This window comes from Pontibacter akesuensis (assembly GCF_001611675.1).
Lineage (GTDB): Bacteria > Bacteroidota > Bacteroidia > Cytophagales > Hymenobacteraceae > Pontibacter > Pontibacter akesuensis.
Window position 1 is genome coordinate 2549423 of sequence record NZ_CP014766.1, and the last position, 21823, is coordinate 2571245.

The 21823-nt window shown below is 50.8% G+C and carries 23 protein-coding genes; 17 read left to right on the forward strand and 6 right to left on the reverse strand.

The window, feature by feature from the left end; all coding sequences use genetic code 11:
- Positions 1-11: 11 nt before the first annotated feature.
- The 16 genes from deoC to A0W33_RS11010 all read left to right on the forward strand — a co-directional run bounded on the left by deoC (position 12) and on the right by A0W33_RS11010 (position 14987).
- Complete coding sequence (gene deoC, locus A0W33_RS10935; protein ID WP_068840067.1) at positions 12-683, forward strand: deoxyribose-phosphate aldolase; 672 nt, start codon at positions 12-14, stop codon at positions 681-683.
- The gene (locus A0W33_RS10940; RefSeq protein WP_068838176.1) at positions 667-1185 is read left to right on the forward strand and encodes a sporulation protein; all 519 of its coding nucleotides are present in this window, start codon (positions 667-669) and stop codon (positions 1183-1185) included. Before deoC ends, A0W33_RS10940 begins: the two co-directional genes overlap by 17 nt.
- Before the next feature lie 143 nt (positions 1186-1328).
- Positions 1329-2519, forward strand: coding sequence for a M20 metallopeptidase family protein (locus tag A0W33_RS10945; protein ID WP_068838177.1), 1191 nt, complete (start codon positions 1329-1331; stop codon positions 2517-2519).
- Positions 2520-2600: 81 nt separating this feature from the next.
- Positions 2601-3131, forward strand: a complete 531-nt coding sequence (locus A0W33_RS10950) for a hypothetical protein (protein WP_068838178.1) — start codon at positions 2601-2603, stop codon at positions 3129-3131.
- Positions 3132-3153: 22 nt separating this feature from the next.
- Positions 3154-3948 (forward strand): porin family protein, encoded by a 795-nt coding sequence (locus tag A0W33_RS10955; RefSeq protein WP_068838179.1) that lies wholly within the window; start codon positions 3154-3156, stop codon positions 3946-3948.
- A 157-nt stretch (positions 3949-4105) separates the two neighbouring features.
- Positions 4106-4621 (forward strand): Hsp20/alpha crystallin family protein, encoded by a 516-nt coding sequence (locus tag A0W33_RS10960; protein WP_068838180.1) that lies wholly within the window; start codon positions 4106-4108, stop codon positions 4619-4621.
- A gap of 173 nt (positions 4622-4794) precedes the next feature.
- On the forward strand, positions 4795-6291 hold the full coding sequence (locus tag A0W33_RS10965) for a Do family serine endopeptidase (RefSeq protein ID WP_068838181.1): 1497 nt from the start codon (positions 4795-4797) through the stop codon (positions 6289-6291).
- 106 nt (positions 6292-6397) lie between these two features.
- Positions 6398-7975: an L-piperidine-6-carboxylate dehydrogenase gene (amaB, locus tag A0W33_RS10970; RefSeq protein WP_068840068.1), complete on the forward strand. Its 1578-nt coding sequence runs from the start codon at positions 6398-6400 to the stop codon at positions 7973-7975.
- Between the two features lie 714 nt (positions 7976-8689).
- Positions 8690-9253, forward strand: coding sequence for an RNA polymerase sigma factor (locus A0W33_RS10975; protein ID WP_068838182.1), 564 nt, complete (start codon positions 8690-8692; stop codon positions 9251-9253).
- A gap of 25 nt (positions 9254-9278) precedes the next feature.
- Positions 9279-9908, forward strand: a complete 630-nt coding sequence (locus tag A0W33_RS10980; RefSeq protein WP_068838183.1) for a hypothetical protein — start codon at positions 9279-9281, stop codon at positions 9906-9908.
- Positions 9901-11097, forward strand: a complete 1197-nt coding sequence (locus tag A0W33_RS10985) for a hypothetical protein (protein WP_189564782.1) — start codon at positions 9901-9903, stop codon at positions 11095-11097. The genes A0W33_RS10980 and A0W33_RS10985 overlap by 8 nt, the downstream gene beginning before the upstream one ends.
- 100 nt (positions 11098-11197) lie before the next feature.
- Positions 11198-11629: a RidA family protein gene (locus tag A0W33_RS10990; protein ID WP_068840070.1), complete on the forward strand. Its 432-nt coding sequence runs from the start codon at positions 11198-11200 to the stop codon at positions 11627-11629.
- A gap of 28 nt (positions 11630-11657) precedes the next feature.
- Positions 11658-13472 (forward strand): MutS-related protein, encoded by a 1815-nt coding sequence (locus A0W33_RS10995; protein WP_229802142.1) that lies wholly within the window; start codon positions 11658-11660, stop codon positions 13470-13472.
- Between the two features lie 119 nt (positions 13473-13591).
- On the forward strand, positions 13592-13837 hold the full coding sequence (locus A0W33_RS11000; RefSeq protein WP_068838185.1) for a hypothetical protein: 246 nt from the start codon (positions 13592-13594) through the stop codon (positions 13835-13837).
- Between the two features lie 197 nt (positions 13838-14034).
- Positions 14035-14226 carry a hypothetical protein gene (locus A0W33_RS11005; protein ID WP_068838186.1) on the forward strand — a complete coding sequence of 64 codons (192 nt, stop codon included), beginning with the start codon at positions 14035-14037 and terminating at the stop codon, positions 14224-14226.
- A gap of 197 nt (positions 14227-14423) precedes the next feature.
- Entirely contained in the window at positions 14424-14987 is a 564-nt protein-coding gene (locus tag A0W33_RS11010) for a helix-turn-helix domain-containing protein (RefSeq protein ID WP_068838187.1), read from the forward strand.
- A gap of 103 nt (positions 14988-15090) precedes the next feature.
- Here the strand turns inward: A0W33_RS11010 and tsf are convergent, their stop codons facing one another.
- The 6 genes from tsf to A0W33_RS11040 all read right to left on the reverse strand — a co-directional run bounded on the left by tsf (position 15091) and on the right by A0W33_RS11040 (position 20562).
- Complete coding sequence (tsf, locus tag A0W33_RS11015; protein WP_068838188.1) at positions 15091-15924, reverse strand: translation elongation factor Ts; 834 nt, start codon at positions 15922-15924, stop codon at positions 15091-15093.
- Positions 15925-16104: 180 nt separating this feature from the next.
- Positions 16105-16872, reverse strand: coding sequence for a 30S ribosomal protein S2 (rpsB, locus tag A0W33_RS11020; RefSeq protein ID WP_068838189.1), 768 nt, complete (start codon positions 16870-16872; stop codon positions 16105-16107).
- Between the two features lie 21 nt (positions 16873-16893).
- Entirely contained in the window at positions 16894-17280 is a 387-nt protein-coding gene (gene rpsI, locus A0W33_RS11025; RefSeq protein WP_068838190.1) for a 30S ribosomal protein S9, read from the reverse strand.
- A gap of 6 nt (positions 17281-17286) precedes the next feature.
- Positions 17287-17736 carry a 50S ribosomal protein L13 gene (gene rplM / locus A0W33_RS11030; RefSeq protein ID WP_068838191.1) on the reverse strand — a complete coding sequence of 150 codons (450 nt, stop codon included), beginning with the start codon at positions 17734-17736 and terminating at the stop codon, positions 17287-17289.
- Positions 17737-17981: 245 nt separating this feature from the next.
- Positions 17982-20195 (reverse strand): M56 family metallopeptidase, encoded by a 2214-nt coding sequence (locus tag A0W33_RS11035; RefSeq protein WP_068838192.1) that lies wholly within the window; start codon positions 20193-20195, stop codon positions 17982-17984.
- Position 20196: 1 nt separating this feature from the next.
- On the reverse strand, positions 20197-20562 hold the full coding sequence (locus tag A0W33_RS11040; protein WP_068838193.1) for a BlaI/MecI/CopY family transcriptional regulator: 366 nt from the start codon (positions 20560-20562) through the stop codon (positions 20197-20199).
- A 173-nt stretch (positions 20563-20735) separates the two neighbouring features.
- Between A0W33_RS11040 and A0W33_RS11045 the strand changes: the two genes are divergently transcribed.
- Positions 20736-21716 (forward strand): NAD(P)H-quinone oxidoreductase, encoded by a 981-nt coding sequence (locus A0W33_RS11045; protein ID WP_068838194.1) that lies wholly within the window; start codon positions 20736-20738, stop codon positions 21714-21716.
- The last annotated feature ends 107 nt before the right edge of the window (positions 21717-21823 follow it).

The window sequence follows — 21823 nt, forward strand, 5'->3', positions numbered from 1 at the left end:
TACAGCACAACATGGCAGGAGAAGAACTAGCAGCCTACATCGACCATACCATTCTGAAGCCTGATGCCACGGAGGCGCAGGTGCAGCAGCTCTGCGACGAGGCCACCAAGTATGGCTTTGCCGCTGTGTGCGTGCCACCGTGCTACGTGCAACAGTCGCGGGAGCGGCTGGGTGCAGGCACGCAGGTGAACGTGGCGACAGTGGTTGGTTTTCCGCTGGGCTACCAGCACCCAAAGGTGAAGTTCCTGGAAACGCACCAGGCCATTGCGGATGGCGCGAATGAGATCGACGTGGTCATCAACATATCAGCACTAAAGTCGGGCAAGTATGCGGAGGTGGAAAACGAACTCAGCGACCTGGCTAAGTTCTGCCACCTGAAGGAGGCGGAGCTGAAGGTGATCATCGAAACGGCCTTGCTGACGGAGGAGGAAATCGTAAAAGCCTGCGAACTTTGCGTGAGCGCCGGGGCCGATTATGTGAAAACCTCCACTGGCTTTGCCAGCAAAGGCGCCACCGTGGCGCATGTAGAGCTGATGCGCCGCGTGCTGCCCGCTACCACGAAAATAAAGGCTGCCGGAGGTATCCGAACATTCGAGGATGCCGAAGCGTTAATCAAAGCCGGTGCGGACAGGTTAGGCTGCTCGGCAAGTATACAGATCGTGACTCATGAACAGAATTCTTAATTTTTTCCTGGCGCTGGTATTGCTGGCCGGTACCTCCTGCGCCTCTTCATCGGCCTCAAACAAAACAGGCAGCGAGGCGAAGATTGGCACGGGCAAAGCCAGGGTATCGGAAGACCTAAGCGTATACCGCCCCAAGTATGAGACGCCAGATGCCGGTACCACGGCTGCGCGCGTGGAGCCCACCAACCACGACAATGCGCAGGTAGCCGCCTTGATGGATACGGTGGTGAATGTGAACAGGAACATCAAGTATGCACAAGGCTACCGGATACTGGCCTATAACGGGTCAGAGCGGCAGACGGTGATGAACCTGCGCAAGTCCATCATTTCGCGGGTGCCTGAGGTAAAGGATTACCTGACGTACAACCAGCCGAACTTCCGGTTGATGATAGGCGACTTCTTTAATCGCGTGGAGGCGCAGCAGGTGCTCAACCAGCTGTCAGACCTGCTCCCAAATGCACAGATTGTGCAGGACAAGATCAACATCCCGAAAAGCTACTAACAGCACGGACATAGCACGTCAGTAAAAATAAATTCAAGAAAGCGTTGTGACCGGAAGCTGGTCGCAGCGCTTTTTATTTTTAACTTGCTTTTAGACCAGTTAACTTATACTTAGTGCACGTCTTCGGCTATCGAAATAAAAGTATGTCGCAATTAACAGATAAAATAAAGCAACTCGCCAACTCCTACGCCCCTGACACGGTGCAGGTGCGCCGCCATATACACGCAAACCCGGAGCTCTCTTTTGAGGAGCACAATACGGCTGCCTATGTAAAGCAGGTGCTGGAAAGCTATGGCATCGCTGCTGAACCTATGGCTACCACGGGTTTGGTGGCCCTAATAGAGGGAAATAACCCGGAGAAGAAAACCGTTGCCCTGCGTGCCGACATGGATGCCCTCCCGATTGTGGAGGCGAACGAGGTGGCATATAAATCGAAGAACGAGGGTTTGATGCATGCCTGCGGGCACGATGTGCATACGTCTGCGCTTTTGGGTGTGGCGCGTATTCTGCAGGAACTGCGCGGAGAGTTTGAGGGCACGGTAAAGCTGGTGTTTCAGCCGGGAGAAGAGAAGTTTCCGGGCGGTGCCTCGCTGATGATACAGGAAGGCGTACTGCAGAATCCGGCTCCGGCAAGTATAGTTGGCCAGCACGTGTTCCCGATGCTGCCAGCCGGTAAAGTCGGTTTCAGGTCGGGCATGTACATGGCGAGTGCCGATGAGATCTACATTACCGTGAAGGGCAAGGGCGGACATGCTGCTATGCCTGAATCAAACATCGACCCGGTGCTGATTGCCTCGCACCTGATCGTGGCGCTGCAGCAGATCGTGAGCCGCCACGCCAGCCCGAAAGTGCCGTCGGTGCTGTCGTTTGGCAAGGTAGAGGCAAAGGGAGCTACCAACGTGATCCCGAACGAGGTGAAACTGGAGGGTACCTTCCGGACCATGCATGAGGTATGGCGCAAGGAGGCGCACCAGAAAATAAAGAAGCTCGCCGAAGGCCTGTGCGAAAGTATGGGCGGCAGCTGCGATATTGACATCAAGCACGGTTACCCCTTCCTGCAAAACGACCCGGAAGTGACAGGCATTGCACGGGAGGCGGCTGTGTCGTACCTGGGGGAGGAGAACGTGGTGGACCTGGACCTGTGGATGGGCGCTGAGGACTTTGCCTACTACACTCAGCAGGTGCCGGCGTGCTTCTACCGCCTCGGCACCCGTAACGAGGAACGGGGAATTATATCCGGTGTACATACGCCCACGTTTGATATCGACGAGGCGGCGCTGGAGACGGGAATCGGTCTGATGGCCTTTATTGCGCTGCAGCAGTTGCAGCGGTAGCGTTATAGGCCAATGGAGAAAGCGGGGGCAGCATTCAGATTGCGCGGGGGCTTATTCGACAGGGAAAGAACCTTACGGTTGATGCCGGACTACCTGGAGTACGACAACAAGGATTTGGTTTCGGAGCCGTTTACAAGGGTCAGGAAAGAGGACATGGCCGATATCAGCTACAGCGCCGACTGGAACATCTGGTACCGGTTCTATGTGGGCAGCACCTACCGCATCAACATTAAAACCAAAGACCACCGGGTACTGCGGGTGAAATTTACCAGCTATTTCAGTGCAAACGAAAAGGTGAACGATGCCTATGATACCATTGTAAACCTGCTTTGGGAGTATTACCTGGAGGACATCGTAACTGAGCGCCTGGAGGAGTTTGAGGCTTCCAAAAAGCTGCAACTAGCTGGGTTCACGCTGACCGAACACGGTGTGACGGTGCCGGAGAAGAAGCTTTTTATCGAGTGGGGCGATGTGGAACTGAAGGAGTACGAGGCCTACCACATGGTGTACAACCGGCAGCAGCCCACCGAGCACCAGGATATCCGCCTCGGGGAGTGGGGCAGTGAAGTCCTCTACAGTATCATTAAAAAACTAAAGAAACGAACATCCTAAAACAGCGGCAAAACCTTTCCACATGAAGAAACTATACTTGCTTTTTATACTTTGCCTGCCGCTTGTGGCGCAGGCTCAGCTCAGGGTTTCGGCGCCTGCCAGCATTTGGCCGGAGCTGCAGGTAAGTTATGGTGTGGGCGACGAGGGCGTGCTGTGCTTCCGCAACGGCTACCGCATCAACACCGACAGCGACTTCAACGACCTGAAAGAGACGGGACCGCTGAGCAGCTTTGAGCGGGTGGAGCTTTCGCTGGGCTACGAACATGCATTCACTGAGCACTGGCGTGGCGGCGGCCTCTTCCGGTATGCCATCGAAGATTATCCTTCCGCCGCTTTCTACGGTTTGTTCCTGCGCCACAATGGAAGCCTGAAGGGGCTGTACTTTAACAAGCAGCTGCTGTTTGAGTATGTAACCCAGGAAGACCAGGATGCGATTGGCCGCTACCGCCCGATGGCCGAACTGGGAAAGCGCTTTCCGCTGGGCAGCAAATTCATATCCCCAAGTATAAGCTTCGAAGCCATGCTGCGCTCTGAGTTCGGCAGGGAAATAGATGGTGCCCCGGCCGAGCGTAACATAGACCGCACCCGGCTGCGCCTGAACCTGAATTTTGAGTTGACCGAAAATCTGCGCCTGAACCCATACTTCCTGCGGCAAACGGACTACTATTATGTGCTTGTGCCGCCTGTGTACGACGAGCAGGACCAACTGGTGGCTGACGGCTACAGAACCAAGCGCAACCGCATTATGCCGGTGTTCGGGCTCGAGCTGAAGTATAGCATCAGGCACACACCGAATACTGCCAGTATTTCCTACTAGAATATGTATAACTGTTAAATAGTCAGCGTGTTATGAAATTTTTGCAGGTGTGAAATGACATTTTTTCAGAATTCAACAGGATGATTCAACTGGTATGGTTTTTACTGAGGCATAGGTAGAAATCAACTATAGTTAAAACATAAAAAAGGAGGTTATCATGGCACTTAGCAGATACAACGGCATGCAGGAGAACATGCCGAACACATTTAGCTCGATGTTAGATAGATTCTTTAACGAGTCTGTAAACTCCAGAAACTTCACAGACTTTACACCGCACGTGGATGCCTGCGAAACCGAGAAAGGCTATGAGATTGAGGTCTCTCTGCCAGGCGTGAAACAAGAGGATATCAGCATTGATTTCCAGGAGGGAAGACTGACGATAACAGGAGAGCGCAGGCTGGAGAAAAAAGAAGAAGGCCGCCGCTTCCACATGCTGGAAACACAGTATGGTTCGTTTAGCAGATCTTTCTACCTGCCTGACAAGGTAAACCCAGACCAGATCTCGGCCAGCTTTGAGAACGGTGTGCTGCTGGTGAGCGTGCCGAAGGATGAGCAAAAAACTATGAAGCGCCAGATCAACATCTCTTCTGGCTCAGAGAATAAGAAAGAGTCGAAGAAGGTGGAAACCAGGGAGACGGCTACAGCAGAAAACGGCCGGGCGAAGAAATCCTAGAAAGCAAGAACTAACAGAAGAGGCCATCACTTTGGCCTCTTTTTTGTTTAGATAAGATACGAGACCATACAACTGGCTGCATTGGCCATACTATCGTATAAAGTTGTAGCGTTACTCAGATAAGATATAGAAGATTAGGAATATAGTATCGTAATAAAGATTTAAGCTAAAACATGAAGACGAAACAGTTTATACTTGGTGTTGCGCTTTCGGCTGTTGTGGGCGGCGGGGTAGCAGTAGGAAGCTACAAAATGTTGGAGGATGACCAGGTGCTGCGTGTGCAGGACGAGCAGCAGTACCCAACCGTGCGCTATACCAGCGACATGCGCAGCAGCAATGTGGTAGTGCCGGAGGGCCTGAACTTTGTAAATGCCGCCCAGGTGTCCACGCCTGCCGTAGTGCACGTAATGACCGAATACACCGCCCGTAGCTCAGACCGCTACAGCAGCCAGATGGATCCGTTCCTGCGTGAGTTCTTTGGCGATGGCTTCGGCCAGCAAGTGCCGCGCGGTCCGCAGATGGGCTCCGGTTCCGGGGTGATCATTGCCTCCAACGGCTACATCGTTACCAACAACCACGTAATTGACAAGGCAGATAAGATTGAGGTTGTTATGGACGACAAACGCACGTTTGTTGCGAAACTGGTAGGCACCGACCCGACTACCGACATTGCCCTTTTAAAAATTGAGGCGGAAAAACTGCCGACTATCCGCTACGGTAACTCTGATGAGCTGCGTGTAGGCGAGTGGGTGCTGGCCGTGGGTAACCCCATGAACCTGACCTCTACCGTTACAGCCGGTATTGTGAGTGCCAAGGGCCGTAACATCAATATCCTGCGCACTAGGGCGAACAAAGACATGAGCATCGAATCGTTTATTCAGACAGATGCTGCCGTTAACCCGGGTAACTCAGGGGGTGCCCTCGTAAACCTGAATGGTGATTTGGTAGGCATCAACACGGCCATCGCTTCTCAGACAGGCCAGTTTGCCGGCTACTCTTTTGCCGTACCTTCTTCTATTGTGAGCAAGGTAGTAGACGACCTGCTGAAGTATGGCGAAGTACAGCGCGCCTTACTGGGTGCCTCTATCCAGGAGATTGATGCCGCCTTTGCCAAAGAGAAAGGACTGAAGACCTTAAACGGCGTGTATATTGCCCAGGTACAGGAGAAGAGTGGTGCCGAGGAAGCAAACCTGAAAGCCGGTGACGTGATCACAGCCATCAACGGCGTAACCGTGGCCAAGTCGTCGCAGTTGCTGGAGCAGATTGCCCGCTACCGTCCTGGTGATAAAGTGAAGGTGTCTTACCTGCGTGATGGAAAGGAAAAGTCAACGAACGTGACGCTGAAGAACCTGGAGAACAGTACGGAATTGGTGAAGCACAGCGAAGCCAAAGCCATTACCTTTGAAGGTGCCACGTTTGAGCCTGTATCGAAGCAGGAAATGAGCAAGCTGGGTATTACGGGTGGCGCTAAAGTGAGCGGCATCAACAGCAGCAAGTTCCGTGAAACAGGTATGAAAGACGGTTTTATCATCACCCGCATCGACAAGTATGAGGTGAACCAGCCATCTGACGTGGAGAAGTACCTGAAGAATTTCGATGGTGGCGTAGTCTACATTGAGGGTGTTTACCCGGATGGACTGAAAGCCTACTACCCGATCGGTAAAGGTTAAGAAACTGACACGTATACTTATAGAAAGCTTCTGCAGCCTTGCAGAAGCTTTTTTATTTTTTAGCTTTGTATAAGTCCCTTTTTGAATCTTGATAAAAAGTAAAACCATGAAACAGACCATAGAAGCGCTTCCGCTTACCAAAGAAATAAACGATGTACTGCAGCAACTGGGCATCAAAGAAACAAACCCCGCCTACAGCACTGGCCTTACCTGGGGTGGACAGGAGGGCCGCAACACGCGCACTATTACTTCCCCGGCCGACGGCAATACCATTGCTACGGTAAGTATGGCCACGGCCGAAGACTACGAGCAGGTAGTACAAACGGCGCAGGAGGCATTTAAATCCTGGCGCACCGTTACCTCTCCAAAGCGGGGTGAAATTGTGCGGCAGATTGGCGAAAAGCTGCGCCAGCACAAAGAGGCGCTGGGCAAGCTGGTGAGTTACGAAATGGGCAAGATTTACCAGGAAGGCCTGGGCGAGGTGCAGGAGATGATCGACATCTGCGACTTTGCCGTGGGACTTTCGCGGCAGCTGCACGGTTATACGATGCACTCAGAGCGCCCGCAGCACCGCATGTACGAGCAGTACCACCCGCTGGGCATTGTAGGCATCATCTCGGCCTTCAACTTCCCGGTGGCCGTGTGGAGCTGGAACGCCATGCTGGCAACCGTTTGCGGCGATGTGGTGATCTGGAAACCATCGGAGAAAACGCCGTTAACCGGCATTGCCTGTCAGCACATTATCCGGGAGGTATTAGCTGCCAACGAGGTGCCGGAAGGCGTGTTTAACCTGATTATCGGGGATGCAGAGATCGGCAGCCTGATGAGCCACGATAAGCGCATGCCGCTGCTATCGGCCACTGGCTCTACGCGCATGGGCAAGAAAGTAGGCGAGGCCGTAGGCGCACGCCTGGGCAAGTCGCTGCTGGAATTGGGCGGCAACAACGCCATCATCATGACAGAGAACGCGGACCTTGAAATGGCGCTGAACGCCATCGTGTTCGGGGCTGTGGGTACCTGCGGCCAGCGTTGCACCTCCACCCGCCGCCTGATCATCCACGAGAACATTTACGAGCAGGTGAAAGAGCGCCTGTTGAAAGTATACCCGAAGCTGCCGATCGGACACCCGCTGGATAGCACCACCCTGGTAGGCCCGCTGATTGATACGGATGCCGTGAATGCCTTTACTGCGGCGCTGGAGAAGGTACAGCAGGAGGGTGGCACGCTGCTTACAGGTGGCGAGGTGTTGAGCGGCGAAGGCTATGAGACAGGCACCTATGTGAAGCCTGCTATTGTGGAAGCCGAGAACGAGTATGAAATGGTGCAGGAAGAAACCTTTGCACCTATCCTGTACCTGATCAAGTACAGCGGTGATGTGGAGAACGCGATTGAAATTCAGAATGGCGTACGCCAGGGTTTGTCATCCTCTATCTTCTCTACCAACCTGCTGGAGACAGAGGCTTTCCTAAGCCACTGGGGCTCTGACTGCGGTATTGCCAACGTGAACATCGGTACATCTGGTGCCGAGATCGGTGGTGCCTTTGGAGGCGAGAAAGAAACAGGCGGTGGCCGCGAATCCGGTTCAGACGCCTGGCGCATCTACATGCGCCGGCAGACGAACACCATCAACTACAGCCGCGAGTTGCCACTGGCCCAGGGCATTAAGTTCAACATCATGGACTAAGGATCAGGATTTAGAGGATTAAAAAAGATGAATAGGATGCAACAGTTAGCTTAAGCCATTCACATTATTCCATCCTTCAAATTTTAAACTTCATCCTATAAACCCTGATTCAGATAATTAACCGAAAAGCCAGCCCTACTGCAGGGGCTGGCTTTTTTGTTGACCATACTTATCGGGCAGTAGATATGTGCACAACCTAAGGCTGTGTCAGGAGAAAGAATATTTATACACATGCTATACTTGAAGGGGCGTATGGCAGCAGTTTCTCTACACTTCTGCTACAAGTATGGCGAAGTTGAGCAGTCATTACGCAGCAATATCTCCTTTTTATGATCAACCCCACGGCGGTATCTCTTCAAAAACAGATAGTTATCCACAATTGTGCATAAATAGTATGTGGATAAGTGGATAACTCCTGTTTACACCTGCAAATCAGTACCTGAAAGCGGGTGGAGCGGGTGGATTGCTTCCTGTGTTATCCCATACTTGCTGCTTTAACTGCAACGTGCTGAAGCAGATAAGGTGTTTAAACGTTTTCAACAAGTGCCTGTGGAAAGTGTGGAAAAGGTGCTTAACGAAAATCATCCGGAAAAATTTTGCAATTTGATGCAACCTCAGGTGCAGCTATGTGTCTTTAGGGCAGAGATTGAAAGAGACGAGGTGGATAGAACAAAATAGCATGTAAGCGCGGCTTAAACGATCAGGCATAGGACTTTGGAGAAACTTGGCTATCAGGATGTAAATCACCAGGTGGTGGAACGCTGCAAAAGCGGTGACAACAGGGCGCAGTATGAGCTGTACAAGCTTTACTCGAAAGCCATGTTCAACGTGAGTATGCGCATCACCAACGATTATGCCGAGGCTGAGGACGTGCTGCAGGAAGCCTTTATCAGTGCTTTTAAGAACATGCACAGCTACAAGGCAGAGGCTTCGTTCGGGAGCTGGCTGAAAAAGATCGTGATCAACGCAGCCATAAACGCGGTGCGCAAACGGCGCTCCGAGCTGGTGCCGATGGAAGATAACCTGGTGGCAAACGTGCCTGACGAAGTATGCGACGATGATTCAGAGTGGCAGGTGGAGCAGGTCCGGCGGGCCATCCAGAAGCTACCGGACGGTTACCGGGTGGTGCTAAGCTTATACCTGATGGAAGGCTACGACCACAGCGAGATAGCCGAGATACTGGGCATTACGGAATCAACCTCTAAATCGCAGTACAGCAGGGCCCGAAAGAAACTGCTGGAGATTATGAAAGAGCCACAGCTAATGGCCAGAGTATAAAACAAACGAACAACGGGTGTCAACCATGAAAGATAGATTAGAAAATTTTATTCAGGACAATCGGGAAGATTTCGACGTGTTCGAGCCCCGGCAGGAACTGTGGCAGGAGATCTGCAAAAACATTCCTGAGTCAAGCAGCAAAGAGGCCAAGGTGATTAGCATTAAGCTTGGCAAGCGCGCCAGCTTCAGCGCCGACTTCTTCTTTATGCGTGTGGCGGCGGCTATTGTGCTGCTGCTGGGCTGCGGCCTCACGATTCTGCTGATGAAAGAGCAGGCGCCAAGCCCTGCCAACACCCTGGCCGCTGCGCCAAGTATAAAGGCCATTGCCCCGGAGCTTCCGGAAGTGGAGGCCTATTACGTGAGCCAGATTGAGGAGAAGAAGTCGGAGCTAAGTGCCTACGACCTGAAGGTGCTGGGCCTGGACGGACAGGGAGAGATAGACCAGGAGCTGGCACGCCTCGACAGCAGCTACGTGCAACTGAAGAAGCAACTTTATACAACCCCTAATACAGATGAAATAGTGAGTGCGCTGATCCAGAACCTGCAGATACGGATCGGGGTGCTAAACCGCCAACTGGAAGTAATCCAGCGCATCAAACAAATGGAACAACAGCCAAAATCAGAACCTAAAACCGATGATACGACCAATGTATAAAATTCTACGCTACATGCTGGTGCTTGCACTGGCCCCTGCACTGGCACATGGTAAGCAGCAGGAGCCCGAGGTAAAGGTAACACCCGAGGTGAAGGTAACAGTAGACCTGTCATGCCTGAGCACGATGTCAGCGCTAAAGCTGGCGAAGCTGGAAAACATGCCATCGCTGAAGCAGCTGGAGGTGCTGGAACGCCTGGAAACCCTGGAGCAACTAGCCGACCTGAACGAACTGGCGCTTAATTACCAGACGGGCAATGCTACAGGGCAAACTGGCAGCACTTCGCCAGAGACAGCAGTTTACGATGCCGAGAAACGCAAAACCGTCAACAAATCATTCAAGGTGAGCAAATCCGACAGGCTGCGCATCGAGAACGAGTGGGGCAAGGTACACGTGAACACCTGGGACAAGAACGAGATAAAGGTGCAGGTAGATGTGATTGCCCGCGCCGGCACAGAGGCCAGGGCCCAGGAGATGCTGGACGGCGTGAAGATACTGGAGAGCCGCGAGGATAACACCTACGCTTTCCGCACCAAGCGCGAGTCCATGAACATCAACGGCCACAACAACAACAACCGGAGCCTGGAGATCAACTACACCATCTACATGCCCGCCGAAAATGCTATTGCAGTGAAGAACAGCTTTGGCGATGTTTACCTGGCCTCGATGAAGGGAAAGACAGAAGTGGATTTGAAGTATGGCGCCCTAAAATGCGACAGACTGGGCAGCAATGAGAACAATGTGCGCTTAGCGTATAGCTCCGGTAACTGCAACTACATAGAAGGAGGCAACATTAGCGTTGCTTATTCCAACATGAAGGTTGGAGCAGTGAACAGCCTGCAAGGCTCCTCGAAGTACAGCGACTTTAAAATTGGTGCGCTGGAAGACCTGCTGGACATGGACCTGAAGTACGGCACTTTCAGGATCGACAACATCAGCAAAAACATTCGCAAAGTATCGTTGGACAGTGGCTTTACCCCGGTTAACCTCCATTTTGCCGACAACTCCGCTTTTAACTTCGCTGTGAATGTGCAGTTCGGAGAGTTTAACTTCGATAAGTCCGCTGTGAACATTACTTCGCTGGAAAGAGATTATACTTCGGCTGCTTACAAAGGCAGCTTTGGCGGCAGCTCGCCAAAGGGCCTGGTGAACATTACCTCCAAGTATGGCGAGGTGAAATTCACGAAATAGAGAATAAAGTTTGTTTAAGGTGATAAGAGAGCCGGCCCAGTGTCGGCTCTCTTTGTTTTTGCACGTACAGCATACCAAGTATTTTCAAGTATATTTGATTATGGCAAAGAACAAAGAACTCCTGAACTCAGGCAAGGCTCCGGAGCCTGTGGGGCTGTACCCGCATGCGCGGCGCGTGGGCAACCTTCTTTTCCTGTCTGGGGTGGGGCCACGGGAGCGCGGCACCAAAAATATTCCTGGTGTGGAGTTGGATGCACAGGGAAACATCTTAAACTACGACATAGAGGCGCAGTGCCACTCAGTTTTCCGGAATGTGCGTTACATCCTCGAGGATGCCGGCGCTGATTGGGACGACCTGGTGGATGTGACCGTTTTCCTGACAAACATGCAGGACGATTTCCAGACCTACAACCGCATCTACGCCGAGTATTTCAAGGACAACCAGCCCTGCCGCACTACTGTAGAGGTTAACAAACTACCCACTCCCATTGCGATAGAGCTGAAGTGCATTGCCACCATCATCACACCTTAACCAAGTATAAAATCCGCAGATATCACCCGTGAGCGACAACAGAGAGAAATTATACACCGACAGGGCGGCTTCCCTGGCAGCGCAGGAAAAGCAGGCAGCATCCAAATCAAGTGCCGTATCGTGGCTGCGCGTGGCGCTGTTTGTAACAGGAGCGGCGCTGGCCTTTTATTTTTTCAAGGTTGATAACAACACCGCCGGGGCACTCACCATCCTGGGGTTTTACATCCTGTTTGTGCTGGTGATGCGCTGGCACAGCCGCCTGGATTTTAAGCGCCAGCAGCTGCGGCTGCTGGGTCTGGTGAACGGACAGGAAGTAGAGCGCCTGCAGGGTAGGCTAAACCAGTTCGACGGTGGCAAAGAATTCATAGACGATCACCATCCCTATACTTCGGACCTGGATATTTTCGGGCACAGTTCGCTGTTTCAGCTGCTCAACCGCTCCGTTACCAGCATCGGCAAGTATAAACTGGCCGTGTGGCTGCGTCAGGCGGCCGCTCCCCAGGAAGTATGGCAGCGGCAAGAGGCAGCAGCAGAATTGGCCAGTCCGGCACGCTTGGATTGGCTGCAGGCGTTCCTGGCCCTCCCGATGCACTACAAGCACAATGCGGAATCGGCAAAGGGTTTTATCAACTGGTTTAAGCAGGCGGATTTTTTTCGGCAAAACAGTTGGCTGAAACCGCTGGTGTTCATACTTCCCATACTTACGCTGGCGGCTATTGCAGCCTGGTTCTACGGCTTCAGTGGGTGGATTGCCGTTGGCTTTCTACTGCTGCAGTTCATACTTGCCTACCGCTTCACAAAGGCGCGGGACGACTACTATGAGCAAAGTATGGGCATACATGAGGCCATGCAAAGCTACACCAGACAACTGCAGCACATAGAGCAGGAGCAGTTCACAGCGCCGAAGCTACAGGGTTTGCACCAGCAGTTGGTTTCCGGCGGCGTCAGCGCCTCTACAAGCCTAAGGAAGCTGTCCGGCATCATCGATTACTTCTCGTACCGCCTAAGCACGCTCATGGCCTTTTTCCTGAACACGATCCTGATGTGGGATTTTGTGTGGATGTACCGCCTGGAGGACTGGAAGGAGCAGCACCTGGAGAAGCTGGAGCACACGCTGGAAGTGCTGGCAGAGCTGGAGGCCCTGGCAAGTATAGCCGCTTTCCAGCACGCGCACCCGGGGTATGCGGTGCCGCAACTAAGCGAGGAACCCTTCCTGTACGAGGCAGCGGCCATGGCGCATCCGCTCATCTTTTCTGTCAATCCGGTTGCCAATGATTTCGGTATGCAGGGCACCGGCCACACCATCGTGATCACGGGTTCCAACATGTCGGGTAAAACAACATTCCTGCGCACCGTGGGCATTAACATGGTGCTGGCGCTAATGGGCGCTCCGGCCTGCGCGGCACGCCTGGAGGTGGCTCCGGCGCAAATCTACACGGCCATGCGCACGGCAGATAACCTGTCGGAAAACACCTCTTCGTTTTATGCGGAGCTGAAGCGCCTGCGTGTGTTGCTGGAGCTAACGGAGCAGGGGCAGCCGGTCTTTTACCTCCTCGACGAGATACTCAAAGGCACCAACTCCCGCGACCGTCACCTGGGCGCGATGTCATTGATACGGCAGCTGCACAAGCGCAACGCCTCCGGCCTTATCTCCACCCACGACCTGGAGCTGGGTGCCATGGAACAGGAACTGCCTGGCAGCGTCGAGAACTTCAGCTTCAACAGCGACATTACTGGCGACGAGATCCGGTTTGATTATAAACTCACCACAGGCATCTGCCGCAGCTTTAACGCCAGCAAACTGATGCAACTGATGGGCATTGAGATCACAGGTAAAGTCTGATTCTTTGAAAGCAACATTTTTGATAAAGGACAAAAAATCAACCTCATTTCTACTGCACACCACGTATGACTAGTTGAAATTTTGGATACATTATACATCAACAACTAGCAAAAAATATTATGAGAGTAGTAGCCGATATCCCGAACCCAGACATGAAAGTGACGCTCCTGAACTGGAACGGAAAGTACCTGATCAAGCTGGAGAAAGGAGACTTTGAGCAGACATATAAGATAAGCGAGATGGACGTAATGGGCGATGCAGGCGCCAAAGAACTGCTGGACGAGGACTTTCTGGAGGCAACCCTCAACCGTTTCAATGATATGCGCGATGCGTTTGTGAGCACTGTGCGGCGAAATAACGGGTAGAGGTGTAGCTAGGTATTCTAGGTATTACTATTTATGTGTTTATAGTAGCTAAGTAGAAAGTATGAATATGATATTGAATAGATACTCCTATACGCTATTCATACTTTCAAGCCTCTTGTTCTCCTGTGCAAACAGTAATGTCCCTTTGGGTATTGAAAGATCATCCGCAAGTATATTTATGTTATTAATTTGTTCCCATGAAATTAATTAGACCAAAAATTATCGGAACACTGAAATTACACAAGATGATGGAGGGTAATTTGGCTGTGATGAATGATATAAAGAATGCTCCTAACAAAATCATTATTCCTTGCCGTTCTGTAGCGCATGGAGAGGAAATCATTTCTAGAATTAAAGAAGCCAAACCAGGAGAACTCATTCATCTATGATTGTAGACTTTGATTATGCCTTCATCCCATGTCATGTATAACAAGTTTCGGATAATTAGATATTGTTCGCTCTGTACCACTCGAAATTGCCTAATAGAAGCCTCCTGACACAAATGCCGTAGAAATGTCGGAAATGCACCGTTACAATTTCCAGCGTTTCATATTTACTTTTGAACAAAGCACTAACAAAAATAGCTATGAGCGACATTGGAAGTAAAATTCGGGAGATCAGGAAAAGGAAAGGTTTGTCTCAGGAAGAATTAGCCGAGCAGGCGAGTGTCAACCTCCGAACGATTCAGCGAATTGAGAAGAACGAAACAGAACCCCGCGGCACTACAATGCACCTGATTTGTGGTGCCTTGGGTATAAGCGCTGAAGACATCCTGGATCACGGGAAGCAAGTCGACAAAAGCTATCTGATCTTTTTCCACCTCTCCGTTATCTCGTTTTTAGCTATTCCTGTCGGTAACATCATTCTGCCGCTCATACTTTGGATGACCAAAAAAGATAAGGTAATCGGTTTAAGTGAGACAGGAGCAAACGTTCTGAATTTCCAGATTGCCTGGACAGTTCTATCCTTCCTGGCTATAGTTGCCTTTGCTTTCTTCAAGATCATGCATTACCCGGGAGCAGCTGCCTTATTCTATGTGTTCATCAGTCTTTATGTGCTTAACATTATTTTCCCGGTAATTGCTGCCATCAAAGTGAAGAAGGGAAACCAGCTGCAGGTGTATCCGAACCCGATCAGCTTTATCAAATAAGGCTGCTACGACACAATGTAGTCCCTGTAAAGAAACACTCTATAAAACAGAAAAGCCCACCTTAACGGCGGGCTTTTCTGTTTTATAGAGTGTTTTGCTGGAATTAACCGATCGCAACACGCTTGAACTCAGCCACTGTCATGCCTTTGCTTGTCTTGTCAAGCAGCTGGGCGATTGTCAGTGATGGGTCTTTCACGAACTCCTGGTTCAGCAGGGTGTTCTCTTTGTAGAACTTGTTCAGCTTGCCCATGGCAATCTTCTCAAGCATAGCCTCTGGCTTGCCTTCGGCACGCGCCTGCTCTTTACCTACTTCAATTTCGCGCTCTACTGTAGCAGAGTCAACGCCGTCTTTGTCAACCGCAATTGGCTTCATGGCGGCAATCTGCATCGCTACGTCTTTGCCAACCTCAGTTACTTCAGAACCGCCTGTGTTTGTCAGGGCAACCAATACTCCAAGTTTGCCATTTGAGTGGTCGTAAGAAACAACTTTCTCAGCAGATACATTCTCGTAAGAAATCACTTCGATTTTCTCACCGATTTTGCCCATCAGATCCGTGATGTGCTCCTGCAGCGAACGACCATCAGCCTGTGCTACAGCCAGCAAATCTTCTTTGGTGGCAGCGTTTGTAGAAACAGCAGCTTTCATGGCGGCTTGTGCCAGGTTCTGGAAGTCAGCTACTTTCGATACTGGCTCAGTTTCGCAGGCCAGGGCAATTACTTTACCGTTAGTGCCTTCTTCGTTCACGTGCGTCATCACGATACCTTCAGAGGTAGCGTTATCAGCGCGCTTGCTTGCAATTTTCTGGCCTTGCTTACGCAGAATATCTTTAGCTGCTTCAAAGTCGCCGTTAGCTTCTGTAAGCGCTTTCTTGCAATCCATCATACCGGCACCAGTTTCCTGGCGCAGTTTGTTAACGTCTTGTGCTGTAATAGCCATCTTTTTATAATTAAGAATTATGAATTATAAATTATGAGTTTACTCTTTGGCAGGGCGGAAGTAGAAAGCTGGCATCTATACCTCGTCAGCGGCTTCTTTCCCAATCCCCTAAAACAAACTGAACATTGAAGCAGTTTGTGCCCAATGTTCAGTTTGTAAAGTGGCAATATGAATTACTTCTTATTGCTCGTCAGCTTCTTGCTTCTCTTTGATGCCTTCTTCCTCAGAACGCTTGCGCTCTGTTTCCTCTTTGTCAACTTTGCGCTCAGACAAGCCGTCTTCGATCGCCTTGCCGATAAGCGACACGATCAGAGACACAGACTTAGAGGCGTCATCGTTAGCAGGAATTGGGAAGTCTACCAGCTCTGGGTTAGAGTTTGTATCGCAAACCGCGAATACGGGCAGGTTCAGCTTGTGTGCTTCTTTCACCGCGATGTGCTCACGCTTCACGTCCACTACGAACAGAGCCGCTGGCAGGCGAGAAAGGTCGGTGATACCGCCCAATACACGATCCAGTTTCTCACGCTCGCGAGACAGCATCAGCTTCTCACGTTTCGCCAGTGCCTTAGACTGCTCAGGGTCTTTCATCATCTTGTCGATGGTAGACATTTTCTTGAGCGACTTACGCACAGTAGCGAAGTTTGTAAGCATACCACCTAACCAACGCTCAGTAACGTAAGGCATTTTAAGGCGACGCGCCTCTTCTGCCACGATTTCCTGCGCTTGCTTTTTAGTAGCTACAAACAAGATCTTACGACCAGACTTGGCGATGTTGCGGATAGCTGAAGTAGCTTCGTCCAACGCAACCAACGTTTTGTTCAGGTCAATGATGTGGATGCCATTCTTCTCCATGAAGATATATGGAGCCATTTTGGGATCCCACTTGCGGGTAAGGTGACCGAAGTGAACACCTGCCTCAAGTAGTTCTTTATAATTAGTACTTGCCATGTTGTTGATACACCTTTAATATTAACGTTTACTGAACTGGAACGAACGACGCGCTTTGCGCTTACCGAACTTCTTACGCTCCACCATACGAGGGTCTCTAGTGATGAAACCTTCTTTCTTAAGAGCTGTTTTGGTCTCGGCGTTCTCTACCACCAGTGCTTTAGAGATTGCAAGTCTAAGTGCTTCAGCCTGGCCGCTTACACCACCACCTCTTAGATTGGCTTTCACATCGTACTTGCCAATTGACTCCAAGGTTTGAAACGGCTGATTCACGATAGTTTGCAGTACTTCGCTAGGGAAATACTCTTTGTAATCTCTACCGTTAATAGTGATATTCCCTTGCCCGGACGTCATGTAGATGCGTGCCACCGAGGTTTTTCTTCTACCAGATGTATTGATAACTTCCATTAATAATTAGATATTGAGGGTTAATTCTTTAGGCTGCTGAGCGGCAAAAGGATGCTCGCTTCCTGTGAAAACATGAAGATTTCTAAACAGCTCACGGCCCAGTCTGTTTTTAGGCAACATGCCACGAACAGCGCGCTCTACAAGCAGCGTAGATGATTTTGCCTTTAGCTCACGTGGAGAAGTTCTCTTCTGGCCACCTGGATACCCAGAGTGTGTCAGGTAGTACTTCTGGTCCCACTTGCGGCCAGTGAAACGTGTGTCATCAGCATTGATAACAATCACATTGTCTCCGCAGTCAGCGTAAGGAGTGTATGAAGGCTTGTTTTTGCCCTTCAGGATCTTGGCAACCTCTGATGCCACACGACCCAAGCTTCCTTGCCCCGCATCAACAATCACCCAGCCTTTGTTGGCGGTTTTCTTGCTGACGTTAAGGGTCTTATAACTTAAATGATCCATTTTGGTGGTTGTAAGCGATTTATTTATTTAATTATGAACTTTCGGTCATTGGAAAATGGTCACAAAGATAAGTGCTATTTATTTGATATGCAATACATAGTGTTGAAATATACTGGTAACCAGATGAGCATGCCAGATTCCGGGAGGTGGTTTGTGCCTACAGCAGCTTTAGGATGAGGCATAAAAAATACCCAGCCGCATCCGAAAGGTGCGGCTGGGTAAGTATAAATTTCCTGTAGTTCGTTCTACTTCGCTCTGGTGGGCGGCGGTGGAGCAGGAAGTCCAGGCAGCTTTCCGTACTTGCTCTCGGCAGCCGGAATCGTTTTGCTTCCGTTATACTTATACTCTTCCACACCGCCAGATTTCAGGTAAACTACAAAAGATAGCAAATCAAACTCCTTTCGGTTGTTAAACTTAAATCCGACGTGCTTCACTTCAGGGTTTCTTTTCAGAAAAGCCTTGTGGTCTTCTGGCAGGTTTGCCTCATTCTGGTAAAATGCGTCCGTCACACCCATCACATAAGTAAACGCTTCATCAGCATCTACTTTCACGGGCGGAGGTGGGGGAGGCAATTGCTCTTCAGCAGGGGCTGGTGGTGGCGGTGCTGGCAAAGCAGGGAACTTCTCCTTGAACTCCTGTACCTGTCTAGAGTCTTTGTTCTTTTCAGTTATAATGGATATTACTCCCTTTGCTGCTTTTTTGCCGAATACCTTCTGCGCGCTTTCGCCTTTGTACACATTTATGCTGTGGATCTGCTTCGGGTCTAGTTGCTTGTAGGTCTCGTTTTTGTCTTCCTTCCCATCAACGTAGTAGATAACGCCATCGGGGAAGTAAGCCTTTAACTCGGCTGGAGCAGGCGGTGGAGGTGGAGGCAACACTTCGGCATCCGGAGCTGCCGGTGCAGGAGCTGCTGGTGCGTCCGGGGCTGCCGGTGCAGGCGGTGGCGGCGGTGCGGGTAGTTCAGCTGCATCTCGGACAGGCGGTGGCGGCGGAGGTAGTTCCGGTAGCTCGTACTTGCGCTTGAGGGCAGCTATACTTTCTGTACTGTCCAGGTAGTATACTTCGGTTCCACCACCTTTTAGGTTAATCACGATTGCATTTCTGTTCTCCACTATTTTTCCCTTCACGTTTTTCACGGCAGGGTTGTTCATCAGTAAATCAACAAGTGCTTTAGGAAGCTTACCATCGCCGTCTTGGGCTGGTGTTTGCTTTTCCTTATCTCCAAAAGTATATGCTTCCTCTGCGCCGGCCTTCACGCCAATTACTATTTTGCCGCTCGATTTCCAGATTTGTATGATATTAGATGGATCTGCTGGAGCGGTGGGAAGGTTTCCATATTTAGTAACAAACCTGGACATGTCACTTTCCTTTTTTAATCCGAAAACTTCAAAACTATTTCGGCTCCCGATCATTATGCGCTCAAATCTATTTCCACTTCCTGTTAAATCATCAGGTAACCAAGCAATTTCAGTTACATTAAGGTTACGCCTAAAAAAATCTTCATAATCTTTTGATAAACCCTGGCTACTTGTATTTGTGGTAGCATTCCCTGTGTCCACTAATGACATTTCATCTACAAATTTATCAATTGGCTCACTGGCACTTCTAAAAGCGAGCAGTAACACGGCAGCCAGTGGAAGCGCAATCAGCAGCCGCAGTTGGTGGGCTTTTCTTGTCGGTACTTTGTTCATCATGGCTATTCTTCTTTTAAGTGATGGAAAGTTAAACTGGTTGGCAAGCTGTGGCTCTGGTGTAGCCAGGGCTTTCAGGATAAGGTACTGGTAAGCCTTTCTGTCTACTCCGGCGCTCACCACGTGCTGGTCGGCAATAAACTCCAGGTTTTCTTTAATGGCTTTTTTCATGAGCCACACGCCCGGGTTAAACCAGTAGAAAACCGTGCTTAGCTCGGCCAGCAGCACATCGAGCGTATGCCAGCCTCGTACATGGATCTGCTCATGCCGCAGAATCGCCTCCAACTCTTCGTTTCGGTGCTGGGCCGGGTTCAGGTAAATGGTTTGCCAGAAGGAAAAGGCCTGGCTGATATTTCTGATCTGGCGAAACGAGATGCTTTTGTAGGCTTTTGGCTCGGAGGAAGTGTGGATTTGGTACAACGACACGAACTGCAGCAGCAGCCGAAAAGCCATCACTGCCACTCCTGCCCAAAACAGTATAATTGGTATCTGCCAGTAATCGAAAGCGGTTTCCTGGGCAGGTAGGTTCGTTGCTGTCATCCAATGGGCGGGTACCGTAACAGCATAAGCGCTTACCAGCTCCTGTTGCTGCCCAAACAGCTCCGCCAGATCAACAAAAGGATAAAGCGAGGAGAACAGCACGGCAAATACCAGGAACAGGCGGTTGAGGTGGTAAAACGTGAGCCGGCGCAGGACCAGGTGGTAAGCCAGGTAAAACAGCACCAGGGCCACATTCACTTTAAGCAGGTAGAGGAGCAGGGTTGGCATATCATTCGGGCTTTTTGTTTTCGATCATTTGAATAATCTCTTTCAGTTCTTCAGCGCTGATCTGCTGTTCCTTCGCGAAGAAAGCCACCAGTTCCTTGTAAGAACTCTTGAAGTAGTCGCCTACAAACCCTTTCATAAAGCGCTTCTTGTAATCCTCCGCTTTTAGCAGGGGCTGGTAGCGGTAGGAGTTGCCCAACTTCTCGCTTTCCAGAAATCCCTTCTTCTCCAGGTTCTTCACCGTGGAGGCCAGCGTAGTATAAGGCGGCTTTGGTTCAGGCATCTTTTCTAAGAAATCCTTGATGAAGCCACTCCCGGTTTCCCAGATTACCTGCATGGCCTCTTCCTCTTGTTGTGTCAGCTTTTCCATATTTATACGAGTCTTTCGTAAGTATACGAAACTTTCGTAATTAAATGATGCACAAGCCATGATTTTTTTGGAAAATAAATTCAGATAGTTTGAAAAGAGTGCCTGGAGCAAGCTTTTGTATCTTTTACCGCTTGGGTGCGTGTACCTTTATACTTCGAAAAAACGAAAGATCTATGAAAGCCATACTTGTAAAAGAACCCGGTGGACCAGAACAACTTGTGCTGGGGGAATACGAAACCCCACAGCCACAGCCCGATGAGCTGCTGGTGAAAGTACACGCCACCGCCCTGAACCGCGCCGACACGCTGCAGCGGCAGGGCAAATACCCGCCACCCGCCGGGGCAAGTCCGCTGCTGGGCCTGGAGGTAGCCGGAGAGGTAGTGGAGGCTGGCTCAAACTGCACGAAGTACAAAACAGGCGACAAGGTGTTTGGCCTGCTGCCCGGTGGCGGCTACGCTGAGTACGCGGTGATACAGGAAGCCATGGCCATGCGGGTGCCAGCCAACCTAAGTATGGAAGAAGCTGCAGCGATTCCGGAGGTGTTCCTGACGGCTTTTCAGGCGCTGATCTGGCTCGGGAAGCTGCAGGAAGGAGAGCGGGTGCTGCTCCATGCCGGGGCCAGCGGCGTTGGCACAGCTGCCATCCAATTGGCTCGGGCCACGAAGGCAGAAGTCATCGTAACGGCATCAAAGCAAAAGCTGCAGGCCTGCCTGGATTTGGGTACCCACAAGGCCATTGATTACAAAGCCAGTAATTTTGAGGAGGAGGTGCTGGCGCATACCAACGGCGAAGGCGTGGATGTAATAATTGATTTCATTGCCGGGCCATACTTCAAGCAGAACATCAATTGCCTGCGGCTGGATGGGCGCATGGTGCTGTTGGCCAGCCTGGGTGGCGGAAAGGTGGAGGAGTTCGATCTGCGAAAGATACTGGCGAAGCGGTTGCAGATTATGGGCTCCACCCTCCGCTCCCGCAGCCCGGAGTACCAGGTGCAGCTCACGCAGGAAGTGGCCCAGTTTGCCATGCCCCATTTTGAGCGCGGGGAAATCAAGCCTGTGGTAGACTCTGTGTATGACTGGCAGGACGTGGCCGAGGCCCACCGCTACATGGAAGAGAACAGGAACATCGGGAAGATTGTGCTGCGGGTGCGTTAGGACCAAGTATAGAGAAGGCAAAAGTAAAGGCCGCTGAAGTATGACTTCAGCGGCCTTTTATGCTATAAACTCTGTAATACTCATTTTCGCGCCATTGTCATTTTGAA